16 protein-coding genes and 1 pseudogene are annotated in these 20,731 nt (G+C 39.9%); 15 read left to right on the top strand and 2 right to left on the bottom strand.

From position 1 onward, the window contains the following. From HMPREF0766_RS10225 to mgtA, 6 genes are all read left to right on the top strand, one after another. Positions 1-432, top strand: a 432-nt coding sequence (locus tag HMPREF0766_RS10225; protein ID WP_002996463.1) for a type IX secretion system membrane protein PorP/SprF, incomplete at its 5' end; no start/stop codon positions are given. Positions 433-700: 268 nt separating this feature from the next. Beyond that, positions 701-931 carry a PIN domain-containing protein gene (locus HMPREF0766_RS22460; RefSeq protein WP_002996461.1) on the top strand — a complete coding sequence of 77 codons (231 nt, stop codon included), beginning with the start codon at positions 701-703 and terminating at the stop codon, positions 929-931. Further along, positions 918-1,070, top strand: a complete 153-nt coding sequence (locus tag HMPREF0766_RS22390) for a hypothetical protein (protein ID WP_002996459.1) — start codon at positions 918-920, stop codon at positions 1,068-1,070. Before HMPREF0766_RS22460 ends, HMPREF0766_RS22390 begins: the two co-directional genes overlap by 14 nt. A 228-nt stretch (positions 1,071-1,298) precedes the next feature. Further along, complete coding sequence (locus tag HMPREF0766_RS10215) at positions 1,299-1,640, top strand: endonuclease domain-containing protein (RefSeq protein WP_002996456.1); 342 nt, start codon at positions 1,299-1,301, stop codon at positions 1,638-1,640. Between the two features lie 330 nt (positions 1,641-1,970). After that, complete coding sequence (locus HMPREF0766_RS22530) at positions 1,971-2,675, top strand: MgtC/SapB family protein (protein WP_002996454.1); 705 nt, start codon at positions 1,971-1,973, stop codon at positions 2,673-2,675. A 113-nt stretch (positions 2,676-2,788) separates the two neighbouring features. Further along, complete coding sequence (gene mgtA / locus HMPREF0766_RS10205; RefSeq protein WP_002996452.1) at positions 2,789-5,494, top strand: magnesium-translocating P-type ATPase; 2,706 nt, start codon at positions 2,789-2,791, stop codon at positions 5,492-5,494. Between the two features lie 300 nt (positions 5,495-5,794). On the opposite strand, the gene HMPREF0766_RS10200 is transcribed toward mgtA, so the two are convergent. Next, the gene (locus HMPREF0766_RS10200; protein WP_002996450.1) at positions 5,795-7,819 is read right to left on the bottom strand and encodes a hypothetical protein; all 2,025 of its coding nucleotides are present in this window, start codon (positions 7,817-7,819) and stop codon (positions 5,795-5,797) included. A 243-nt stretch (positions 7,820-8,062) separates the two neighbouring features. Between HMPREF0766_RS10200 and HMPREF0766_RS10195 the strand changes: the two genes are divergently transcribed. The 6 genes and pseudogenes from HMPREF0766_RS10195 (at position 8,063) to HMPREF0766_RS10170 (ending at position 12,828) form a co-directional block, all read left to right on the top strand. Further along, positions 8,063-8,650, top strand: a complete 588-nt coding sequence (locus HMPREF0766_RS10195; protein ID WP_002996448.1) for a helix-turn-helix domain-containing protein — start codon at positions 8,063-8,065, stop codon at positions 8,648-8,650. Positions 8,651-8,765: 115 nt separating this feature from the next. Then, on the top strand, positions 8,766-10,040 hold the full coding sequence (locus tag HMPREF0766_RS10190; RefSeq protein WP_002996445.1) for a serine hydrolase domain-containing protein: 1,275 nt from the start codon (positions 8,766-8,768) through the stop codon (positions 10,038-10,040). Between the two features lie 80 nt (positions 10,041-10,120). Then, a complete protein-coding gene (locus tag HMPREF0766_RS10185) occupies positions 10,121-10,690 on the top strand; it encodes an HD domain-containing protein (RefSeq protein WP_002996443.1) in 570 nt (189 codons plus the stop codon). Between the two features lie 340 nt (positions 10,691-11,030). Next, positions 11,031-11,492, top strand: a complete 462-nt coding sequence (locus tag HMPREF0766_RS10180) for a Rossmann-fold NAD(P)-binding domain-containing protein (protein WP_002996439.1) — start codon at positions 11,031-11,033, stop codon at positions 11,490-11,492. 79 nt (positions 11,493-11,571) lie between these two features. Beyond that, positions 11,572-12,024: pseudogene (tnpA, locus tag HMPREF0766_RS22715) on the top strand (IS200/IS605 family transposase). A gap of 285 nt (positions 12,025-12,309) precedes the next feature. Continuing rightward, a complete protein-coding gene (locus HMPREF0766_RS10170; protein ID WP_002996436.1) occupies positions 12,310-12,828 on the top strand; it encodes a methylated-DNA--[protein]-cysteine S-methyltransferase in 519 nt (172 codons plus the stop codon). A gap of 56 nt (positions 12,829-12,884) precedes the next feature. Here HMPREF0766_RS10170 and HMPREF0766_RS10165 read toward each other — a convergent pair whose 3' ends face one another. Next, positions 12,885-14,219 (bottom strand): GH1 family beta-glucosidase, encoded by a 1,335-nt coding sequence (locus HMPREF0766_RS10165; protein WP_002996435.1) that lies wholly within the window; start codon positions 14,217-14,219, stop codon positions 12,885-12,887. A gap of 393 nt (positions 14,220-14,612) precedes the next feature. Between HMPREF0766_RS10165 and HMPREF0766_RS10155 the strand changes: the two genes are divergently transcribed. From HMPREF0766_RS10155 to HMPREF0766_RS10145, 3 genes are all read left to right on the top strand, one after another. Further along, positions 14,613-17,873, top strand: a complete 3,261-nt coding sequence (locus tag HMPREF0766_RS10155; protein ID WP_002996430.1) for a SusC/RagA family TonB-linked outer membrane protein — start codon at positions 14,613-14,615, stop codon at positions 17,871-17,873. Between the two features lie 74 nt (positions 17,874-17,947). Then, positions 17,948-19,468 (top strand): RagB/SusD family nutrient uptake outer membrane protein, encoded by a 1,521-nt coding sequence (locus HMPREF0766_RS10150; RefSeq protein WP_002996427.1) that lies wholly within the window; start codon positions 17,948-17,950, stop codon positions 19,466-19,468. A gap of 13 nt (positions 19,469-19,481) precedes the next feature. Beyond that, positions 19,482-20,723, top strand: coding sequence for a YdcF family protein (locus HMPREF0766_RS10145; RefSeq protein ID WP_002996426.1), 1,242 nt, complete (start codon positions 19,482-19,484; stop codon positions 20,721-20,723). Positions 20,724-20,731: the final 8 nt, after the last annotated feature.

The raw sequence follows: 20,731 nt of genomic DNA, 5'->3' as shown, positions 1-20,731 counted from the left end.
TCGCTGGTCAGACCGGACAAGTACTATGTAGGCATATCGATGCCCCGTTCTATTTTCGGATCCAAAGAATCCGACTATGTACGTCAGTTTGGTCGGGACAATACCTTTTATGTATCCTCTTCTGTCATCTTCGATCTGGATAACCAGATGTACATCCGTCCAAGCCTACTGGCGAGCTACCGTCCGGTGACCGGGGTTCAGTTCGATGGTACAGTGATGTTATTCTTCCATGAGAAATTCGGTATCGGGGCAGGTTACAGACAACGTGGCGATCTGATGGGAATGGCTGAATTCAATCTGGGCAGACTTCGTATCGGATACAGTTACCAGCAGAATCTGAAGAACAGTGTTCTGAACAGATACATCGCAAACAGTACACATGAACTAGGGTTGTCTGTGCGATTTGGAAATCAAAGCAGATCAAGGTTGTAAGACGAGTTGAAGTTTAATTTCGTAAATTTATGTTGTGAAACATAGATTATAGATAGATACCTCGGTTTTTGGCGGATATTACGATATAGAATTTGTCGAATTTACTATTCCGATATTCGAAAGATTTCAAAAGGGAGAGTTTATTATGCTTTTTTCAACTGTGACACAAGACGAACTTGAAAATGCACCCTCCAATGTTAGAAAATTAGTTCAGAGCTTAAAAGTTGAGCATACTGAATTTTTGGAAATAAATTAGGAAGCTGTTGATTTGGCAACAGCTTATTTAAGAGAAAAAGTAGTTGGGAAAACAAGTTATGCAGACTGTCTGCATATTGCTTTAGCAACAATATGTAAAGCGGATTATTTAATTAGCTGGAACTTTAAGTACATCGTAAATGTAGATAGAATTAGAGGGTATAATGCTGTCAACATTAAAAATGGATATAAACAATTAGAAATTCGTTCACCTAGAGATTTTATTAAATATGAAGACGATTGAGAAACAATTTGACGCTGTGAAATATATGCGTGAACAACGAGAACAATTAAGTGATAAATTATCTAAAATGTCAAAGGCGGAAATCATTAAATATTTTAGAAAGAAAAAATCAGAATCGAAGATAAAACCCGATGCTTAACATTGTTGCTAACCGCAATCTACTCTACTTTTATGAATAACCTGTTCCTACTCGTCGGAAGGGTTAGGGGGAGGTTCTGAACTTCTTGGGATTAACCTCTCTGCCCTTCGGGCATCTCTCCTTTAGAAGGAGAGAAAGATGATAACAACGTGCCTGCGGTCCCGATACAGTCTGATATCTATAAAGAGGTATAATATATTGGCTATCTTTAATGGAAATCAATTATTTATGGATTCAAAATCATTTAGAAGGCAACTTCGCAGAGACCAGACACCTGCGGAAACTACATTTTGGAATTTGGTTCGTTCTCATAGATTAAATGGATTAAAATTCAGGAGACAGCATACAATTTGTAATTATATTGTTGATTTCTATTGCCCAAAACTGAAATTAGTTGTTGAATTGGATGGAAGTGTTCATGATAATCTTGGACAAGCTAACTATGATCATGAGCGTGAGATAAAACTAAGATCAATGGGTTATAAAGTAATCAGGATAGAAAACGAAGCCGTTCTAAAAAATCCGGAAGTAGCACTTATGTATTTGTTAAATTTTATAAAGCAAACCTAATTCCCTCTCCTTTTTAAGGAGAGGGTTAGGGAGAGGTTGTGTGCTTCTATGGATTAACCTTTCTCCCGATAAATCGGGATATCTCTTTTGAAAGGAGAGAAGGTGAGGACAACGGCAGACGCGGACAAAAACAGATTCTAATCAAATTCTAATATTTTTCTAAAAGATCTCTAACAGCTCCCTGACAGGAGCTGTTTTACTTTTGCAACGTCAAAAAATAAAAAAACATGGATTCAGATCCCTATTATCTTACTCGCAAGCTGACAGCTTAATCCGTATCGTTCTTGAAGGAGCGTACCTAAGCTCCTGTTTGTATTATACAAAAGAACAATGAACACACTCGATTTTACTATTCGTCTGGCCCTATCTCTGTTATTGGGAGCTTCCATAGGTTTTGAACGTCAATGGAGACAGAAGAGTGCCGGTCTGCGTACCAACACACTAGTTTCTCTTGGCTCTACTGCTTTTATATTGCTGTCCGTCAGTATTGGAGGTGATGCTACCGGGAGAGTGGCTTCATATATTATCAGCGGAATTGGTTTTCTCGGTGCAGGAGTAATTATGAAAGATGGAATGAGTGTACAGGGACTTAATACCGCTGCTACGATATGGTGTTCTGCTGCAATTGGCTCACTTGTAGGTGTCGGATTATATGCAGAAGCTGTTATCCTCAGTTTTTTTGTTGTATTGATTCATCTGCTTATGCGTCCGCTTGGTCAACGCATAGGACAATCTCATTTTATCAAATCTTCCCTGATTCAGACAGACTACCGGTTTTCTATTATCTGCAGGGCTGAAGTAGAAAATCATATCCGTATCCTTCTCCTTCAGCAGTTGGGCAATCATGAAAAGCTATTGCTTAAATCATTGAGCAGTGATGATTATGAAAATCCGCAGAAGGCTATTATTACAGCAGAGATACATGCGGCATCCCAGCAGGACAGTTTTATGGAACGTGTCGCCAGTCTGTTGACGATTGAAGAAAAAGTAATGAAGGTGAGTTGGGAGATTATAGGTACACAAAGTGATTTATAGCTGTTATATTATTAAAGCTATAGTTTTCTAAATGTAATTTATCTATCATATAATCAATTGATTAAAAACATTTTAAAAAGTATAATTCCGGTTCGTAATAAAGGAGTGAGAGAATGAAAAACAGTACTACAACCCTGCATAAAAAAACGAAAGAAACGTTGAGCAGATCAGGAATGAATGAGGGGACAACTATCAAACTGCAGAATATCGCCATGCAGGAAGACCAGTTTATCTATGCTATGATGGAGAGTTCTGCCGAAGGCATCACGTCCGCTACAGCAAAGGACAGGATACAGCGGTTTGGGGAAAATGTCATACAGCATGATCGTGCACCTTCCTGGTTGAAACAGCTTATACAAGCTTTTGCCAACCCGTTTATATTGATTTTACTTGTGATTGCTCTGATATCTTTTGTATTGGATATATGGATGGCTTTACCCGGGGAACGTGATTACAAGACTGTAATAGTAGTATTGACGATGATGATAATCAGCGCATTAATGCGATTTGTACAGGAGTTCAGAAGTAACCGGGCTGCAGAACAACTCAAAAGTATGGTAAAGACCACGGCAACTGTTTTGCGTAGATATAACGGCAAGCATGAACTTCTTATTGAAGAATTAGTTCCGGGAGATGTTATTTTTCTGTCAGCCGGAGATATGATACCAGCAGATTGCAGGATATTACATTGCAAAGATCTCTTTGTGAGTGAGTCCATGCTTACAGGAGAAGCACTTCCTGTAGAAAAGAACTGGTTACCGGTCCCACATGCTGATCAGTGTTCTCCCATCGGGATTTCCAATATCTGTTTTATGGGAACTAATGTGATCAGTGGCTCGGCATCTGCAATCGTAGTGGCAACAGGTAGTTCCACTTACTTCGGGACTATCAGTAAAACAATTGTTGGCGAACGTCCGGAGACAGCTTTTGATAAAGGAGTGAATAAGGTGAGCTTCCTCCTTATCCGGTTTATGCTTGTTATGGTTCCGGTTATTTTTCTCATCAATGGTCTGCTCAAAGATGACTGGATGAATGCCTTACTGTTTGCGGTGGCAGTGGCTGTGGGACTTACTCCCGAAATGCTACCGATGATCGTAACCGCTAATCTGGCCAAAGGAGCACTGAACATGAGCAAACGTAAAGTGATCGTCAAAAGACTGAATGCTATACAGAATATAGGTGCAATGGATATACTGTGCACAGATAAGACCGGTACACTTACGATGGATAAGATCGTATTGGAAAAACATCTTAATGTACACGGAGCCGAAGATGATGAAGTATTGAAATGGGCTTATCTGAATAGTTATCATCAGATGGGATTGAAAAATCTGCTTGATAAAGCGGTGTTAGAACATGTGGAATTACATGATTATCTCAAGGTTGAAGAACATTACGTAAAGATTGATGAAATCCCGTTTGATTTTCAGCGGCGAAGAATGTCGGTTGTCCTGAAAAATGCAAACGGCAGCCACTTGCTGATCTGCAAGGGAGCGGTTGAGGAAATGCTTAATCTCTGTACACATACTTTCGATCCGGGGGAGGATCGAAGTATTCATACCGAGCAGGATAATATTGTGCAGATGACCGACAAAATGCGCGATCATGTGATGCGTACAGCACGGAAGCTCAATGAAGAGGGACTGAGGGTGTTGCTGGTTGCCATACGCGAATTTGAAGGCAACCATCCGCTTACTTATGCTGTTGAAGATGAGAACCAACTTATACTGACAGGTTTTATAGGTTTTCTGGATCCGGCCAAACCTTCCGCAGCACCAAGTATAAAAGGTTTACAGGAATTGGGGATAGCTATAAAAGTGCTGACCGGAGACAATGATATCGTGACCCGTAAAATATGTCGGGATGTCGGAATTCCGATCCGTAACATTATGCTGGGCGATGAACTCGATATGCTGTCTGCAGAAGAATTAAAAACACAGGTAGACGATATCTCTGTATTTGCCAAACTCAGTCCCCTGCAAAAAGTAAGAGTTGTGCAGGCGCTGCGTGAGAAGGGGCACACAGTAGGTTTTATGGGAGATGGGATCAATGATGCTGCCGCTCTCAAAGAATCCGATGTCGGCATCAGCGTTGATACTGCGGTAGATATTGCCAAAGAAAGCGCTGATATAATTTTATTGGAAAAAGATCTCACCATATTGAGAAAGGGCGTCATTTACGGCAGAAGAACTTTTGGCAACATAGTCAAATACATCAAAATGACCGCAAGTAGTAATTTTGGTAACATGTTTAGTATGCTGGGAGCCAGTGCATTTCTTCCTTTTCTACCTATGCTGCCTGTCCAGCTTCTGGTTCAGAATCTGTTATACGATGTTTCTCAGGTCACCATTCCCTGGGATAGTATGGATAAAGATTTTCTGGCTGAACCAAAGAAATGGGATGCTCGCAGCTTGCAACGCTTTATGCTATGTATAGGGCCTATCAGTTCTGTATTTGATTTTGTAACGTTTGCCGTTATGTTTTATGTATTCAAAGCTAACAGTCCTGAGCATCAATCTTTATTTCAGAGCGGTTGGTTTGTAGAAGGGCTATTGTCACAAACGCTGATTATCCATATGATTCGTACACGTAAGGTACCGTTTATACAAAGCTGGGCTACAGCTCCCGTTGTAGCTATGACTTCTTTGATTATAGTGACAGGCATGCTTATTCCGTTTCTGCCAGTCGCCTCAGCATTAGGGATGCAACCTTTGCCCTGGACCTACTTTCCGTGGCTCATCGGTATTCTGTTTAGCTACTGTTTGCTGACGCAAGTTGTAAAGAGATGGTATATCCGTAGATTTCAGGAATGGTTATAATGAGAGAGTTGTCGTCGTCCGACCAGATAAGAGATAATTACATTAAAAGGGTTGGAGCGACCGGCCTAAAAGGTTAAAATCGTGTAGTATGAAAAAGATGATTCCTTTCATTGCAGGCGTACCTATGTTGCTATCCTGTAGTCATCAGCCGGCAGAAACTACTTACATTGATTTTACGAACAAGGGCGATATCATACTCTCTGCTTGTTTACCGTTATAAAATGATTCTTAACAAATTTAATGTAACTTTTTTCATTGGTTAGCATCTATAAAATGCTAACCAATGAAAAGTGATTTCAATTAATTCATGACATCCAGATAATAAGCTAGTGCCCAATCCTGATCATTAGCATAGGCATCATAATATTTACCTGGTTTTCCATTAATGGTCTTTGGATACAGATAAGCGCAACTCGCTTTCCCATCTTCTTTAAAGTTTAACAAGTTATTCTCGACAATACCTTTTGCTCTTTGTGCATAGCTACTCTCCTGTGTACATTGATAATAGCGGTAGAAAGCAATCCCTGTAAGAGCACTCCAGTAATGTGGCATAGTATCACCCAGTAGTTCTCCTTTACCAAACCAATAGCCATCCCAGTGCCTGATTCCGATATCATATAGATGTACGTCAGGCTGTTTTCCGTTAAAGGCTTCAAGAGATGGCATCTGTTCTTTTGCGGCGGTAAGATATTTTTGTTCTTTTGTAACCAGATATAATTCACATAAAACCGTTACAGCCGGAGCTACGATGGATTGTTCGTAGTTTACCTCATGTTTTGGGTAGTAAATGCCATTTTTAATGATAAAATCACCAAACATTTTGTAATCATTTAGTAATACTTCTTTCTGTTCATTCATCCCTGCCGAAGCTAGTGCTGCTATTCCTTCCTTAATACGCATATCTATTCCGTAAAAATGATGACCATATTCTGTGAAAAATTTTCGCATAGTTCCGTAGTAGTCTTCTAAATACTGCCGTTCTCCAGTAAGTTTGTAGACTTCCAGATAAAGACTGGCGACCCAGGGGTAGTTATATCCGCGGGGATAACTGTTCTTCGTCACATTAGAAAATGTTTTGTAGTCAGTGTCCTGGAGCTTAGTTCTTACAAATTTTACGTATTTCTGTAAGGATTCTTTTATTTTTTCATCCGTATTATATTGCAGCCATCTTGCTATGAATACGCCCATTCCTAAACGTTCAGCTCCTTCATTTCTGTCTGCAGAACTTACTGATTTTGAGGGATCAGTGACAATTTTGTTAAGGTCATTGTCATACACCATATAAGCACCATATCTTTGATCATTAAGATCATTCATCTGCTGATGGTCAACAATGAAATGTGCTCGCTTTGCCAATAGTTCTTTTGGAGAAGAGATAACCAGATAATTAACAAAAGTATATTTATGACCATTGTCAAAATAGATTTTTTTGCTGTATTCTCCCGGTTTGTCGCCTGTTACAACTATAGTTTTATGCTTTAGCTTTGCAGTTTTCAAAGCATCTGTTTCTATTTTTATTTTGCCACCCTTTGAAGTAACATATTTATCAGCTTTTACATGTACAAAACCCAGATTTTTTGCCTTCGCATAAAAATCTTCCCAGCCCTCATGCCAAAAAATCTTCCACTGTAATACATAACTTTGACCCGGTTTCAAACTGAAATTTTCTACATTTAAAGCCATAGTTCCTCTGGAATTACTCCAGCCACCTTCTTTATTGGTGTTTCTGTTTTCTACAGCATAACTTTGCAAAGCGCCTTTTGTGAGAATCAAACCCAGGTGAGGGCCAGAACCATTCATTCGCATTGCATTGACATAGGAAGCGTGCATACCTGTCCATATATGTGCATTACACCGGTTAGTGGCACAAGTACGGGCATCAGGATAATTATCATTAAAGGGTGTGAAGATCTGAAGATCTGAAATGTTGATATTCTGAGAAGTATTATTTGAGATAGTATACGTTTCTACATAATATGATCCTTCAGGTTTTCGGTTCACCTTTATGTCTAAAGGTTTTGTATGATATAACAGTGAAGCAGAATTTTCTGATATGTTAGCTTCCTGTGGTATTTCCCATTTCTGAATACTATCTTTATTCAGATCAGATTTGAATTTTCCCATTCCCCAGTCCTGATTCTGATGTTGCCATGCGGTATTTCCATCTGAGGATGACAGAATCCAGTTCATCTTGTTCGGATCTGTGAAGTTAACAATACTGGAAATTGCTCCGGTTTGTTTATTGATTGTAATGTTGAATTGGGCGAAAATTCCGAAATGAATCGAAATAAACATAGATAAAATCAATGTTTTCTTGAGTAACATAATAATAAGTTTTGGTTGTTAGTGTGACGCTAAGATAGTGAAAAAAATATAGAGAATAATCATTTTGTATTATCTTCAGGAAACATATTCTGCTGTACGGATAAATATTTCAGCAGGTAAATTGAGAGAATAGTCAGCGCTTTTCAGACAGCATTTTTTAGGCTTCTGTAATTACTAAATTAGTAGATTATCAGGCAATTTATATGTATAACTGCATTTTATTGAAGAAAATTAGGAGTCTTTATGAAAGAAAACAAAATCAGTTTTAACCTGTCACAAAAAAGATCTGACAAAGGGCTGACCCAGCAAAAACTGGCTGAAATAGCCGGGCTGACCACACGTACGATTCAACGTATAGAAAAAGGTGAGGTGATTCCGCAAGGCTATACTTTACAAAGAATAGCTGAAGCCCTGGATATTAGTATAGAAGAGTTGAGTGCCGAAATCCGGAAGAATAACTATGATAATCAGGCTTCAAACGAAATGGTTTCACTTTTTCATTTCTTACCGCTCACCGGACTTATATTCCCTTTTGGGAATATATTGTTTCCCCTTTTTCTCTGGATATACTTTAAACAAAAAAATCTGCAGTATGATGTTCATGGCCGTATCTCTTTAAATTTTCAATTTACAATTACAATATTAATGCTTTCAGCCATTGTATTACTGGTTACCTATTTTCCTGTTGGCTTTTTTCTACTTGTTCTTACGACTGTTACCGCTATCATACTCTGTGTTTTCAATGGTATCCGTAGCTTTAAAAATCTAAAACCAATGTATTATTGTTCTTTTCCTTTTCTTAAACCTGTTCCTGAGAATTTCCATGAATAACTGCTTTTGTAATCTCTTTTAATTCAAACAGCCTCATCTGTCGTCTATATGTCGTCACTGTGTCGTTGACAGCATCGGTATGATGCAGGAACTTTGAATAAAAAATAAAAGCAAAATGAAGCAATCTGTTTTAACCCCATTTTACTTCCGGTCAGCTGTACAACTACTGTCGGGACTGAATCTTTTTTTGGCTTGTTGTGCCAAGCCATATCGACTGATACTCGTACTTATATGCTGCGTTCAGCTGTCTTATGGACAGCAAGACCCTATTACCCGATTAGATCAAAGTACATTAACCATATCTGAGATTGATCATAAAGTACGTGCTGTGATGGATAGTGCAGATATCCCCGGACTTAATCTGGCAATTCTCAATCACAACAAACCTGTATTCATTAAATCATATGGCTATCGGGACAAATTCCAAAACGAATTAATGGATACAACCACTCTTATATATGCAGCTTCTTTCAGTAAAGCTGTCTTCGGTTATCTTTGTATGCTGCTCGTTCAGGAAAAGCAACTGGATCTGGACAGACCACTTTATCAGTACTTAAAAAAACCTTTGCCTGATTATCCTTATTTTTCAGATTTAAAGAATGATGACAGATGGAAAATGATGACGGCACGTATGTGCCTGAGTCATACTACCGGATTACCCAATGTCAGATGGTTTGACCCCAGAGATGCTAATCCTGTATTTGATTCAGTCGGTGTGATACGTATATATTTTCAGCCCGGTAAACAATATGCGTATTCAGGAGAAGGATTCAAGCTGTTGCAGTTAGCTGTAGAGGAAATTACAGGTAAGAACTTGGATGAACTGGCCACAGAAAAGATTTTCAATCCTATTGGTATGACAAGATCAGGGTATATATGGCATGATAATTTTGGAGATAAACTGGTCATCGGACATAATGAAAAAGGCCAGCAGAATGTTAAGAGAAAGCGAACAGCAGCTGTTGCAGGTGGTTCTATGGTCACGACTATTGCAGATTACACACGTTTTATTGCGTATGTTACACAAGGTAAAGGACTGGAGAAGAAGTATTTTGAGCAAATGATTTCTCCGCAGATAAGTATTCATTCTAGAACTCAGTTTCCACCGATTACTACGGAAACAACTGCAGATAATAAAGCTATTCATCTGGCTTACGGACTGGGCTGGGGATTAATGAGAACTGAATATGGAAGAGCATTTTTCAAGGAAGGAGGAGATGATGCCTGGAAAAACTATAATATTAATTTTATAGATAAAGGAGTTTCTATTATCATAATGACAAATAGTGTCAACGGTTCAAAAGTCTTCAAAGAACTTCTGGAAACATTGATTGCTGATACATTCACCCCCTGGAAATGGGAAGAATACTACCCGTATAATTATAGGTAGACATTGATTGTTGGACTGATCTTTGCAAATAATTTATCTTTGTCGAGTACAAACAGAATTACTTAAAAAAGCACCCGGATATGTTTTCAGCAGAGCTATTAAAACAAATAGATTTTATTAAAGAGATTGATAAAATCAAGTATATTCAACGTAGAACCAAGCTATTCAATAGTGACCGGAATGAAAACGATGCAGAGCACAGCTGGCATCTGGCATTAATGGCGATTGTACTGGCAGAGCATTCCAATGAAAAGATTGATTTATTGAAAGTCCTGAAGATGGTGCTTATTCATGATATTGTAGAGATAGATGCAGGCGATACTTTTATCTATGATATGCAGAAAAATCATAGTAATACAGATGAAGAAAGACGGGCAGCTAATCGTATTTTCGGTCTGTTACCTCTGGAACAGGGAGAAGAACTTATCGCAGTATGGGAAGAGTTTGAAGCAGGAGAGACTCCTGAAGCTAAATTTGCCAGAGCAATGGACAGACTGGAACCTCTTCTGCAAAATAGTTCTAATAATGGTGGAACATGGAATGAGCCGGGTGTGAATTATACGAAAGTGTATACAAAGAAAAGTATCATAAAAGAAGGGGCTGAAAAGATCTGGGAATACGCCGAAACGCTGATCAACGAAGGTGTTTAAAACGGAATTTTGAAGAAAGAATAGACTAAGTGCTCAATCCCGGAAATTAAAAAAGATTAATAAAGCGATGCCACGCATTCCTGAATATAAAAACCAATTTAATGGAGGGTGAAAATCTGATAATTTCATTACCTTAATAAAACCAAATTATACACAGATGAAAGTAATCATTACAGGTGCAACAGGAATGGTAGGCGAAGGCGTACTCTTGGAATGTCTCAATAACACCGCCGTGGTGGAAGTATTGATAATTGGAAGGAAAAACTATCCATTATAACATCCAAAACTAAAAGAACTGATTTTAAAGGATTTTTCAGAAATAGAAGACCATGCAGATCTGTTGACCGGTTACGACGGTTGCTTTTTCTGTGCAGGAGTAAGCTCAGTAGGGGAAAACGAAGAAAGCTTTACTAAAAAGACTTACGATTTTGTTATTCCGTTTGCCAGAACACTTTCTGCCATCAACCCGGAAATGATTTTTATCTATGTATCCGGAAACCGGACCGACAGTACAGAACAGGGAAAGGTAATGTGGGCAAGAGTAAAGGGGAGAACCGAAAATGAGCTGATGAAACTACCCTTTAAAGGTCAATACAATTTTCGTCCGGCTATAATGAAAGCGACAAAGGGACAGGTCAACGTAAAAACAATATACAGAATAATGGGGCCGCTGATTGCTCCGTTTATCTCAGCAAAGACTTTGAAACTCGCAGATGTTGGCCGGGCCATGATCCATGCTGTATCAAAAGGCTATCCAAAACAGGTTTTAGAGGTTGATGATATTATACAATTAGCAAAGTAAGGATGCTGGTGTGTAACCTGATTTATTTATGCTGATGCATGAAGATGAGCTTCAGGTACATTCGAATAAATAAACAGATATGTCACAGTCTTTGTCAAAAATGTATGTACACATTATTTTTCATACAAAGTATAACCAGCCGCTAATCCGGCCGGAGGTTGAAAAAGAACTGTACGCTTATAACGGAGGGATTATCAAAGTAAATGATTCTGTACCTGTAAAAATTAATGATACACAAGATCATATTCATATCTTGACAATAATGTCAAAAAATATAGCTCTGGCAAAACTTGTAGAAGAAATAAAACGAAACAGCAGCCGCTGGATAAAATCCAAAGGTGCAAACTATCAGTAGTTTGCCTGGCAAGGAGGTTATGCAGGTTATTCAGTAAGTCAATCGGTAGTAGGTCGGGTAAAAAAGTATATTGAAAATCAAAAGGAACACCATAAAACAAAATCATTTCAGGATGAATATGTAGCATTTTTAAAAGAATATGAGATTGATTTCGATGAAGATTATCTATGGACATAGCTATGCTGCCCTTTCAGGGCGCAACTAAATATTGTATGAAGCCCTCAAGATAAACCTTGGGTTGATATAGGAAAGGCCTTCAGCCTTTTATCTGGAAATAAGACAAGTCTGTAAGGCTTGTCTATATTGAGCCCTATATATCGTATTGGGGTCTAATGAAAAAAATCCTGTAAGGGTTGTATAATGTTGAACTATGTTTCGCATCTGGATTTAAATAGAATATAAGCCTGTAAGGCTTGTCTATATTGAGCCCTATGAATTATAGTGGAAACGAGATCGTAAGAAATGGAAAGTAATAAGAAATCAGAGTATAAAGATATGCCCTCCGTACTTGGGGTAATCAGACTTGTTGCTACAGATGCCGGTCTTGCAGCCATCTTATGGGAAGGAGAAGACTATACACGAACGAAACTTTCCGTTCCGGAAAGAAATGATCAAAATCCAATACTATTAAAGACAGAACAACAGCTGACTGAATATTTCGCAAAAACAAGAACGACTTTTGATATCCCCCTTGATTTTTCAGGGACAGAATTTCAGAAGAAAGTATGGAAAGCCTTGTTGAATGTACCTTTTGGTAAGACCATAACCTATGGCGGATTAGCAAAAATATTAGGCGATATCAAAGCAGTAAGAGCAGTAGGAGGTGCTCTAAATAAAAATCCGGTCGCAATCATTGTTCCTTGTCACAGAATAGTGGGCGCAACCGGAAAAATGGTTGGTTTTGCAGGTGGCATCGCCAATAAAACTATTTTGCTGAATCTGGAAAATAAATACAAAATGCCTTCTCTATTTGACCAATAAACGAGCTATACATACAGCTCCGGTTTTATAGCAAAGTAGGTGAGAGGCAGAGCAGTTTATTTAATAAAATCAGCATACCAGTGTCCGGAGGACTTGATAATGCGTTGCTGCGTCCGGAAATTGACATACACCAATCCGAATCGGGGGTGATATCCTTCTGCCCATTCAAAATTATCCAGAAAAGTCCATAAAAAATATCCGTTGACATTTACGCCCTCGTTTTTAGCACGTAATACCTGTTGCAATATATCCTGCATATATTGTGCTCTTTTAGGATCATGTACCCGTTCATTCTCCGGCAAGTCAGGAAAAGCAGCGCCGTTTTCTGTGATGATCAGAGGCGGAATATTTTCATAATCCTGAAATTTTTTCAGCATGTGGTACATGGATTCCGGATATACTTCCCAGTTCATGGCTGTCATTTCTACCTTACGCTCTTTAGCAGTAACTATTTTTGCCTGTAAAAAGGGAACGAAGAAAGAATGACGTATGATTTCCCTTGTGTAATTCTGAATACCGATAAAATCCATATCGAATTTCAGGTTATTTTCGTCATTTGGTTTGATATATTTCTCAATCCTTCTCAATACTCTGATCTCTTTCGTAGGATAGCCCATCCCCAGTAAAGGTTCTATAAATAATCTGTTGAGCAATACATCTGCTTTTTTAGCAGCTATTATATCCTTTTCCCTGTTAGTGAAAGGTTCAACGTGTGAACATGAAAATGTAGTGCCTACTGTAGCATCCGGGTGCAGGGCTTTGATGATACGCGCACCGTGTGCCTGAGCCAAAGCAGCATGATGGGCTGCTGCCAGAAAACAATCTATACCTTTTCTGCCGGGAGCATGTACACCAAAGAAATAACCCGCAGCACTGAATACCGTAGGCTCATTCAAGACCATCCAGTTTTTTACCCGATCACCAAAATTTCTTACACATATAGCTACATATTCTCCAAACCAGTCTTTGATATCCCGGTTTACCCATCCGCCTTTTTTTTCGAGTTCAAGAGGAAGATCCCAATGATATAAAGTGACCCAGGGAGTAATTCCCAGCTCCAGAGACAAATCAATAAGTCTGTTGTAAAAGTCAATTCCGGCCTGATTGATTTCACCAGTTCCATTGGGAAGAATACGGCTCCAGGAGATAGAAAATCTATAGTTACGGATATTCAGGCTGTACATCAGATGCAGATCATCTACATAGCGGTTGTAATGATCGCATGCAATCTCCCCATGATGATTCTGAAAAATCTTGTTTTTTTTCCGGACAAACTTATCCCAGATAGAAAGACCCTTTCCATCCAGATTATGTGCACCTTCTATTTGATACGCCGCAGTAGATACTCCCCAGATAAAATCTTTGCCAAAGGCATCCTTCGTCAAAAGCATTTACACTGAAGATTAATTAATAACACAAACATTTTTCGAATATACCGTTTAGTTTTTATGAAACCTAAGCGGAGAATAGAACGAGCTGAACTGTGTGAGAAACAGACGGAAGACCATCTTCTGAAAAAAATAAACGATCGTTTTCATAATGCTGATGTTTTAAATAACAGTATTACATATACTTACATTATAAAGTTACGCAGTTTTTGTATATCCAATATTAAGGGAATATTAAGTTTTCAGCTCGCTATGCAGACTTCATGATCACACAGTTTTCATGATTTATTAATATAGTAACAAAGGGTTAACCATTCTATAAACCAAACCCAACACTCGCTTAACACGAGAGGATTAGATTTGCCACAAATCTATTTAAGTTGAAAAAATAAAAACATGTACTTTAAATCAACCAAACTATTATGGCTTCTACTGCCATTAACCACAGTTTCATTAACCGCTGAAGCAAGTGCCCTGAAGATCGGACTGTTGAAAATAGAGTTAAAAAATCAACAACAGATTTCAGGAAAAGTAGTAGATATCGATGGTAAGCCCGTTGCCGGAGCTACCATCACGAATATCCGTACACAGCAACGTTTTCAGACAGACGAAAAAGGAAATTTCTCGCTGGCAGGTACAGTAGGAGATACTATTTCTATCCGCTATATCGGATACAAAGAGGTTCGTCAGGTCGTCTCTTCCCTTCAGGGATTAACAGTTACATTAGAGGCCGAAGGACAGCAGATAGATGAAGTCCTGGTATCTATCGGATATCAGAAAGTTCGTAAAGCAGATGTGACCGGCGCGATAGCGAGTGTAAAAGCTGAAGAACTGAATCTGACTTCACCCAAACTTTCACAGGCTTTGGTGGGTAAGGTCGCAGGTGTGCAGGTGATGCAGACCAGCGGTGCACCATATGACGGGACCAAAATAAGAGTTCGGGGAATGGGATCTATCAATGCCGGCTCGGACCCATTGTATGTTATTGATGGCTATCCTGCAGGCAACAATCTCAATATCAATCCCAATGATATTGAGACAATTGACGTTCTGAAAGATGCAGCTTCAGCTGCGATCTACGGTTCCAGAGCGGCCGGAGGTGTAGTGTTGATCACGACCAAACGAGGTAAAGAAGGACGTAGCAATATAGATTATGAAGTACTTGGAGGATTTGGCCAGCTATCCAAAAAAATAGATGTGTTGAATGCTGGAGAATTTATCGATTTGCTGATTGATGGCAGAAATAATACCTACAGAGATTTGCTTGCCACGAAGGGTGTGACCTGGACTGATCAGAGACGACTGGACAATAACAAGGCCAGAGTAGATGCAGTAGGAAATGCGGGCTCAGTCACCATTCCTGAAGAATATTATGATTTTGCGACAGGTACAGCCAAAGCATCTAAATATGATACAGACTGGCAGGATGCCTTATACAGAAATGCACCTTTCCAACGTCACAATTTATCCGCATACGGCGGAAATGATAAAAGCCGCTATTTCCTGAGCGGATCTTATCAGAATCAGGAAGGGATCATGCTGGGAACAGACCAGAAAGTATTTAACTTCCGGGCCAATATGGATTCGAAAGTCAGTAAACGACTTACTGTAGGAGCCAACGTATCGTTTACCTACAATGATAATAATGAGGTGACTACAGGGCGATACGATCGGAGTCCTTCCATGGCAGCTTTGATCTATCTGCCTACCTTACCGGTATACAATGAAGATGGCAGTTATGCCAAATACTTAATGGCTAATCTGTCAGCTAACAACTATGGAATACAGAATCCTGAAAATCCGCTGGCCTATGTTACCGAAATCAAAAACAATAAAAGAGGAAAAAGAGGATTGTATAATGCTTTTGCGGATTTCTCCATTATTGAAGGATTAAATCTGAAGATCAACGGGGGACTTTCCACTTACGATGAGAAATACGATTACTACCGTCCAACCAGTATTTCGGATGGCAACAATGCGCCTTACTCGGATCTTGCAAAAACAGCTGCGTATGCCGATGCACGTACCAGAAGTGAAATTGATAAACTTGTCGAAGCTACTCTTAATTACAACAAGACATTTCAGGAAAAACATCAGTTAAATGTATTGCTGGGCTATTCTGCACAGCGGACAGACATCGACCAGATGACCGTTCGCGCCAATGGATTCCAGAATGATGCGATAGGCGAGATCACCAACAAAGGAGCAGATCCTTCCAACTTCCGGTTGCTCAAGGACAACGGAGAGACTTTCAAACGTATCACGACCCTACAGTCATATTTTAGTCGTGTCAACTACAGTTACGATTCCAAATATTTCCTGTCCGCGTCTTTCCGTACAGATGGTTCTTCCCGATTCGGGCCTAACAGCAAGTGGGGAACTTTCCCATCTGTATCTGCCGGCTGGACAGTATCAAATGAAGGGTTCTACGACAATTGGTTAGGAGCAGGATCTACTATGAAATTTAGAGCAAGCTGGGGTAAAAGCGGAAACAATAATATTCCGGACTACAGAGCTATAACCGCATACAATTCACCGGGTGGAGTTATCATTGCTGATAAGGTTGCTACAGCATTGTGGCCGGACGATCTGCGTGATCCTAATCTGGGGTGGGAATCCACTTCACAGTATAATGCCGGGCTTGATCTGGGATTACTGCGCGGACGACTGAATGTAATGACCAACTTCTACCTCAGCCGCTCCTTTAATCTCTTGTTTAATCAACCTATTACTGCAATTTCCGGAGCGACAACAATTTTTACCAATCTGCCGGATAGTAAGGTACAGAATAAAGGTTTCGATGTGCAGATCGATGCTACGCTTATTCGTAAAAATGACTTCGAACTTGGGTTTAGCGGCAATATCAATGTGAACCGTAATAAAGTGCTGGATCTCGGAGGAGCTTCAACTATTATGACTAACGGAGCAGAACGTTCTTATATTACCCATATTACGCAGGAGGGAAGCCCGATCGGGATGTTTTATGGATTCAAAGTATTGGGAATCGCTACCGAAGAAAACTATAAAACTGTAGCACCTTCAGCGGCCTCCACAAATCCGTTGCAGCCCGGAGACCTCTATTTTGAAGACGTAGACGGCAATGGCGTTGTTAATGATCAGGATAAACGTATTATTGGAAATCCGCACCCGGACTTTACCTATGGATTTGCCTTAAATACCAGCTATAAGAATTTTGATCTGAGAGCTTCTTTTAATGGTTCACAAGGTAACAAGGTATTGGATGGTTATGACTATTACCTGTATAATATGGAAGGATCCGGCAATCAGTATACTGACGTGGCACAACGCTGGAGATCGTCTGCTAATCCGGGAAATGGTAGTGTCTACCGTGCAGCGAGAGGAGGTACGCAAAGTAACAGTACACGTCTTTCATCCTTTTACCTGCAGGACGGATCTTTTCTGCGTATGACCAATATTATTCTCGGATACAGTCTGCCGAAAGAAACAGCACAAAAACTTATGCTTTCCGGAGTCCGGATTTATGCAAGTGTGGATAATCCGTTTACAATCACCAAGTATAAAGGATACAATCCCGAGCCGGATTACGACCAGCGCGGTAACCTCACTCCGGGAGTAGATTATGGCTTGTATCCACTGGTCAGATCGTACAATCTGGGATTAAAAGTGACATTCTAATAAAGATATAACAGAGATGGATACAGGAATCTTTAAACACCTGATTCCTGTATTCACTAAAACAGCATATACTAATGAAAAAGAGATATTTATTACCTTTTGTTCTTTTGGGGATTACTTCCTGTCAAAAAGATTTTTTAAATCAGCAAGATCCGAATGCGGTGTCCGTAGGATCTTATTTCAAAACTGAGAATGATGTCTTGTTAGCCGTTAACGGACTCTATCAGGCACTGCGCTCGGGGAGCAGTATAGGTGAATCCAGTACCCTTTATAGTGAGGAACGTTCGGATAATACAGGACGTGATGACAATCAGTCTAATGCAGGGGAACCTTTTCAGTTTAATGATTTTTCGATACTGGCCAGCAACTCTTATCTCAAGACACATTGGTCTACCATGTATGACGGGATTGCAAGATGTAATACATTATTATCCAATATCGATAAAGTGACCTTTGCTGATCCGGCATTGAAACAGCGCTATATTGCAGAAGCAAAATTCGTCCGTGCTTTATTGTACTTTCATATGGTTCGCAAGTTTGGAGATATCCCTTTGTCTACGGTAGAAATTACAACCAAAGAGCAGGCAAATGAACTTGCTTTTCGTCAGAAAGAAAGCGTAGTTTATCAGCAAATAGTAACAGATCTGTCCGATGCGCTGACCAGTAATCTGCCTGATCAGCAAGGGCAATATGCCGTAGGGCGTGCCTCTAAAGCTGCCATCAATGCGCTGTTGGGACAAGTCTATCTGACCATGGGAGCGACCTTAGCGGGCAATGCCAATGAAAATTTTCTAAAGGCAGAACAACATCTGACTGCAGCATACGGCATGCGTACCTTTGGTAAACTAAATGAAATACCCTATGCAGATGTCTTCGATGTGACGAAAAAAAATACATGTAAGGAGTTGATCTTTCAGGTTCAATATCTGCAGGGAGATCAGAACTACAGTTCCAGTATTGCACGTAATAATCAGGCAAGAGGTGAAACGATCAATTCTCAGTTTACATCTACAGGCATTGGAGGAAATGTCAAAAGAGATCTGGTAAAAGACTATGAGGATAACGATATCCGGAAGGCCTTTTCCATCAAATTTGCTGCAAGTACTCAGGTCAATGACTGGTTTATTACGAAATTCAGAGATAACAGTAATAATGCCGGTAAGCAGGGCTTTGGAGGTAATGACTGGATACTGATCCGCTATGCTGATGTCATGCTGCTGTTGGCAGAAACCAAAATGCGCCTTGGAAAAGATGCTGAAGCTATCGTATTACTGGATGAGGTGAGAGAACGGGCAGGTTTACCTTCCTATGCCGTTTCGAAAGCTAATAACACCTACAATACCAAATATCCTACTTTGAAAGATGCCATCCTGCATGAGCGCAGAGTCGAACTCGCTTTTGAAAATCACCGTTGGTTTGATCTGATCCGCAATTACAATGCTCAGGAGCTGGTCACCTACTTCAGGAAGAAAGAACAGGCTGATTACGGCAACGCCAAAATATCTAATATCTCTGCCAAAGACCGTTACTATCCTATTCCGTTTGATGAATACAAGCTGAATCCGGAGAAAATGTATCAGAATCAAGGATATTAAGTTCTTCTGTGTTATGAAAACTATTCTGAAATTAATACTCCTGACACTGGGGACATGCTTAAGTCATGTCTCCGGGGCTCAGGATTTTTCGGCCTGTGAGACACCTCAGGATTGGGTAATTGCCAAGAATTATTATGCCACATTTCAGCTGGCTCAGGATTCCGGTCTTAGCAATCGCATTTTGTCCGATCCGGATATGCACAGTATGTTGGAAAAAAGACATGCACGATATATCGAATCTGCTAATTGCAAAGATGTAGCCTGTTTTCTCCGTGAATTCAGATGGAATGAACAGGAGGTGGAAACCATCGTCACTGTTTTTAGCAAGAGACTTCAAACGGATAAGGTGTTGAAAGCACTGGTGAAGAATAAGCTGATCCCTTCGTACACATACGGCATGGATGTATCAGGCGGGGAGAGTGCCTATCTGGCAAAAGCACTTCGTCAGGATCTGAATGCTATGAATTACGTAATAGATGTATATGCCGGAGCAAAGAAACCCAACTATCCGAAGATTGATTCCATCTCCTTTGATAGCACAAAAAAATCATATCTGTATCTGCTTAAAGATGTCGCGCAGGATATTCTGAAAGACGTACGCAGACCGGAAGAAGCCTATTATGAATCCCTGTGGACAGCAGTACGGTTATTAGAAGTCAATGAACGTTGGGATGCCGCACAATTAGAACCGTTGATGCAGCTGGAAAACAAGAAAGCTTATGATGCGATCCGCAAGACAGACTTTGGAAGCTATCCGTATAGTCTGCTTCTGACATTAGGAGCCGGACCGGAGGTTTATGATCAGCCTATCAGTCCTGGTGGTATGCTGCGTTGCCGGATGGCTGCCCGGAGTTATTTTCAGAGACTTGCACCTTTCATTGTAGTTTCCGGCGGACGTGTACATCCTTACAAAACTCCCTACATAGAAGCCATAGAGATGAAAAAGTATCTGATGCAGGTATTGAATGTACCGGAAGAAGCTATTCTTATTGATCCGCATGCCAGACATACGACCACCAATATGCGCAATACAGCTCGTATCTTATTACATTATGGATTTCCGGCAGAAAAGTATGCGATCGTCAACAGTAGTGTACCTCATATCGATGCCGTTGAAAAGATGGCTGACCGATGTGTAAGGGAGCTGGGATACGTACCCTATGTATTAGGCAAGCGAATCAGTGAAGTCATTATCGAATTCAAACCACGGGAAGAAGCATTGACTATTGATCCGGACGAACCTATGGATCCCTGATTGACATA

It is taken from the genome of Sphingobacterium spiritivorum ATCC 33861, assembly GCF_000143765.1.
Lineage (GTDB): Bacteria > Bacteroidota > Bacteroidia > Sphingobacteriales > Sphingobacteriaceae > Sphingobacterium > Sphingobacterium spiritivorum.
The sequence above is the reverse complement of the archived record's forward strand: the minus strand, read 5'-3'. Positions and strand labels throughout refer to the sequence as shown.

Bases quoted from the DNA above. Each gene is read 5' to 3' on its own strand.
- HMPREF0766_RS22530 (WP_002996454.1), top strand. From the start codon at position 1,971: ATGAACACACTCGATTTTACTATTCGTCTGGCCCTATCTCTGTTATTG.
- HMPREF0766_RS10165 (WP_002996435.1), bottom strand. From the start codon at position 14,219: ATGCTTTTGACGAAGGATGCCTTTGGCAAAGATTTTATCTGGGGAGTA.
- HMPREF0766_RS10215 (WP_002996456.1), top strand. From the start codon at position 1,299: ATGGATTCAAAATCATTTAGAAGGCAACTTCGCAGAGACCAGACACCT.
- HMPREF0766_RS10150 (WP_002996427.1), top strand. From the start codon at position 17,948: ATGAAAAAGAGATATTTATTACCTTTTGTTCTTTTGGGGATTACTTCC.
- HMPREF0766_RS10170 (WP_002996436.1), top strand. From the start codon at position 12,310: ATGGAAAGTAATAAGAAATCAGAGTATAAAGATATGCCCTCCGTACTT.
- mgtA (WP_002996452.1), top strand. From the start codon at position 2,789: ATGAAAAACAGTACTACAACCCTGCATAAAAAAACGAAAGAAACGTTG.
- HMPREF0766_RS10190 (WP_002996445.1), top strand. From the start codon at position 8,766: ATGAAGCAATCTGTTTTAACCCCATTTTACTTCCGGTCAGCTGTACAA.
- HMPREF0766_RS10145 (WP_002996426.1), top strand. From the start codon at position 19,482: ATGAAAACTATTCTGAAATTAATACTCCTGACACTGGGGACATGCTTA.
- HMPREF0766_RS10195 (WP_002996448.1), top strand. From the start codon at position 8,063: ATGAAAGAAAACAAAATCAGTTTTAACCTGTCACAAAAAAGATCTGAC.
- HMPREF0766_RS10155 (WP_002996430.1), top strand. From the start codon at position 14,613: ATGTACTTTAAATCAACCAAACTATTATGGCTTCTACTGCCATTAACC.
- HMPREF0766_RS10200 (WP_002996450.1), bottom strand. From the start codon at position 7,819: ATGTTACTCAAGAAAACATTGATTTTATCTATGTTTATTTCGATTCAT.
- HMPREF0766_RS22390 (WP_002996459.1), top strand. From the start codon at position 918: ATGAAGACGATTGAGAAACAATTTGACGCTGTGAAATATATGCGTGAA.
- HMPREF0766_RS10185 (WP_002996443.1), top strand. From the start codon at position 10,121: ATGTTTTCAGCAGAGCTATTAAAACAAATAGATTTTATTAAAGAGATT.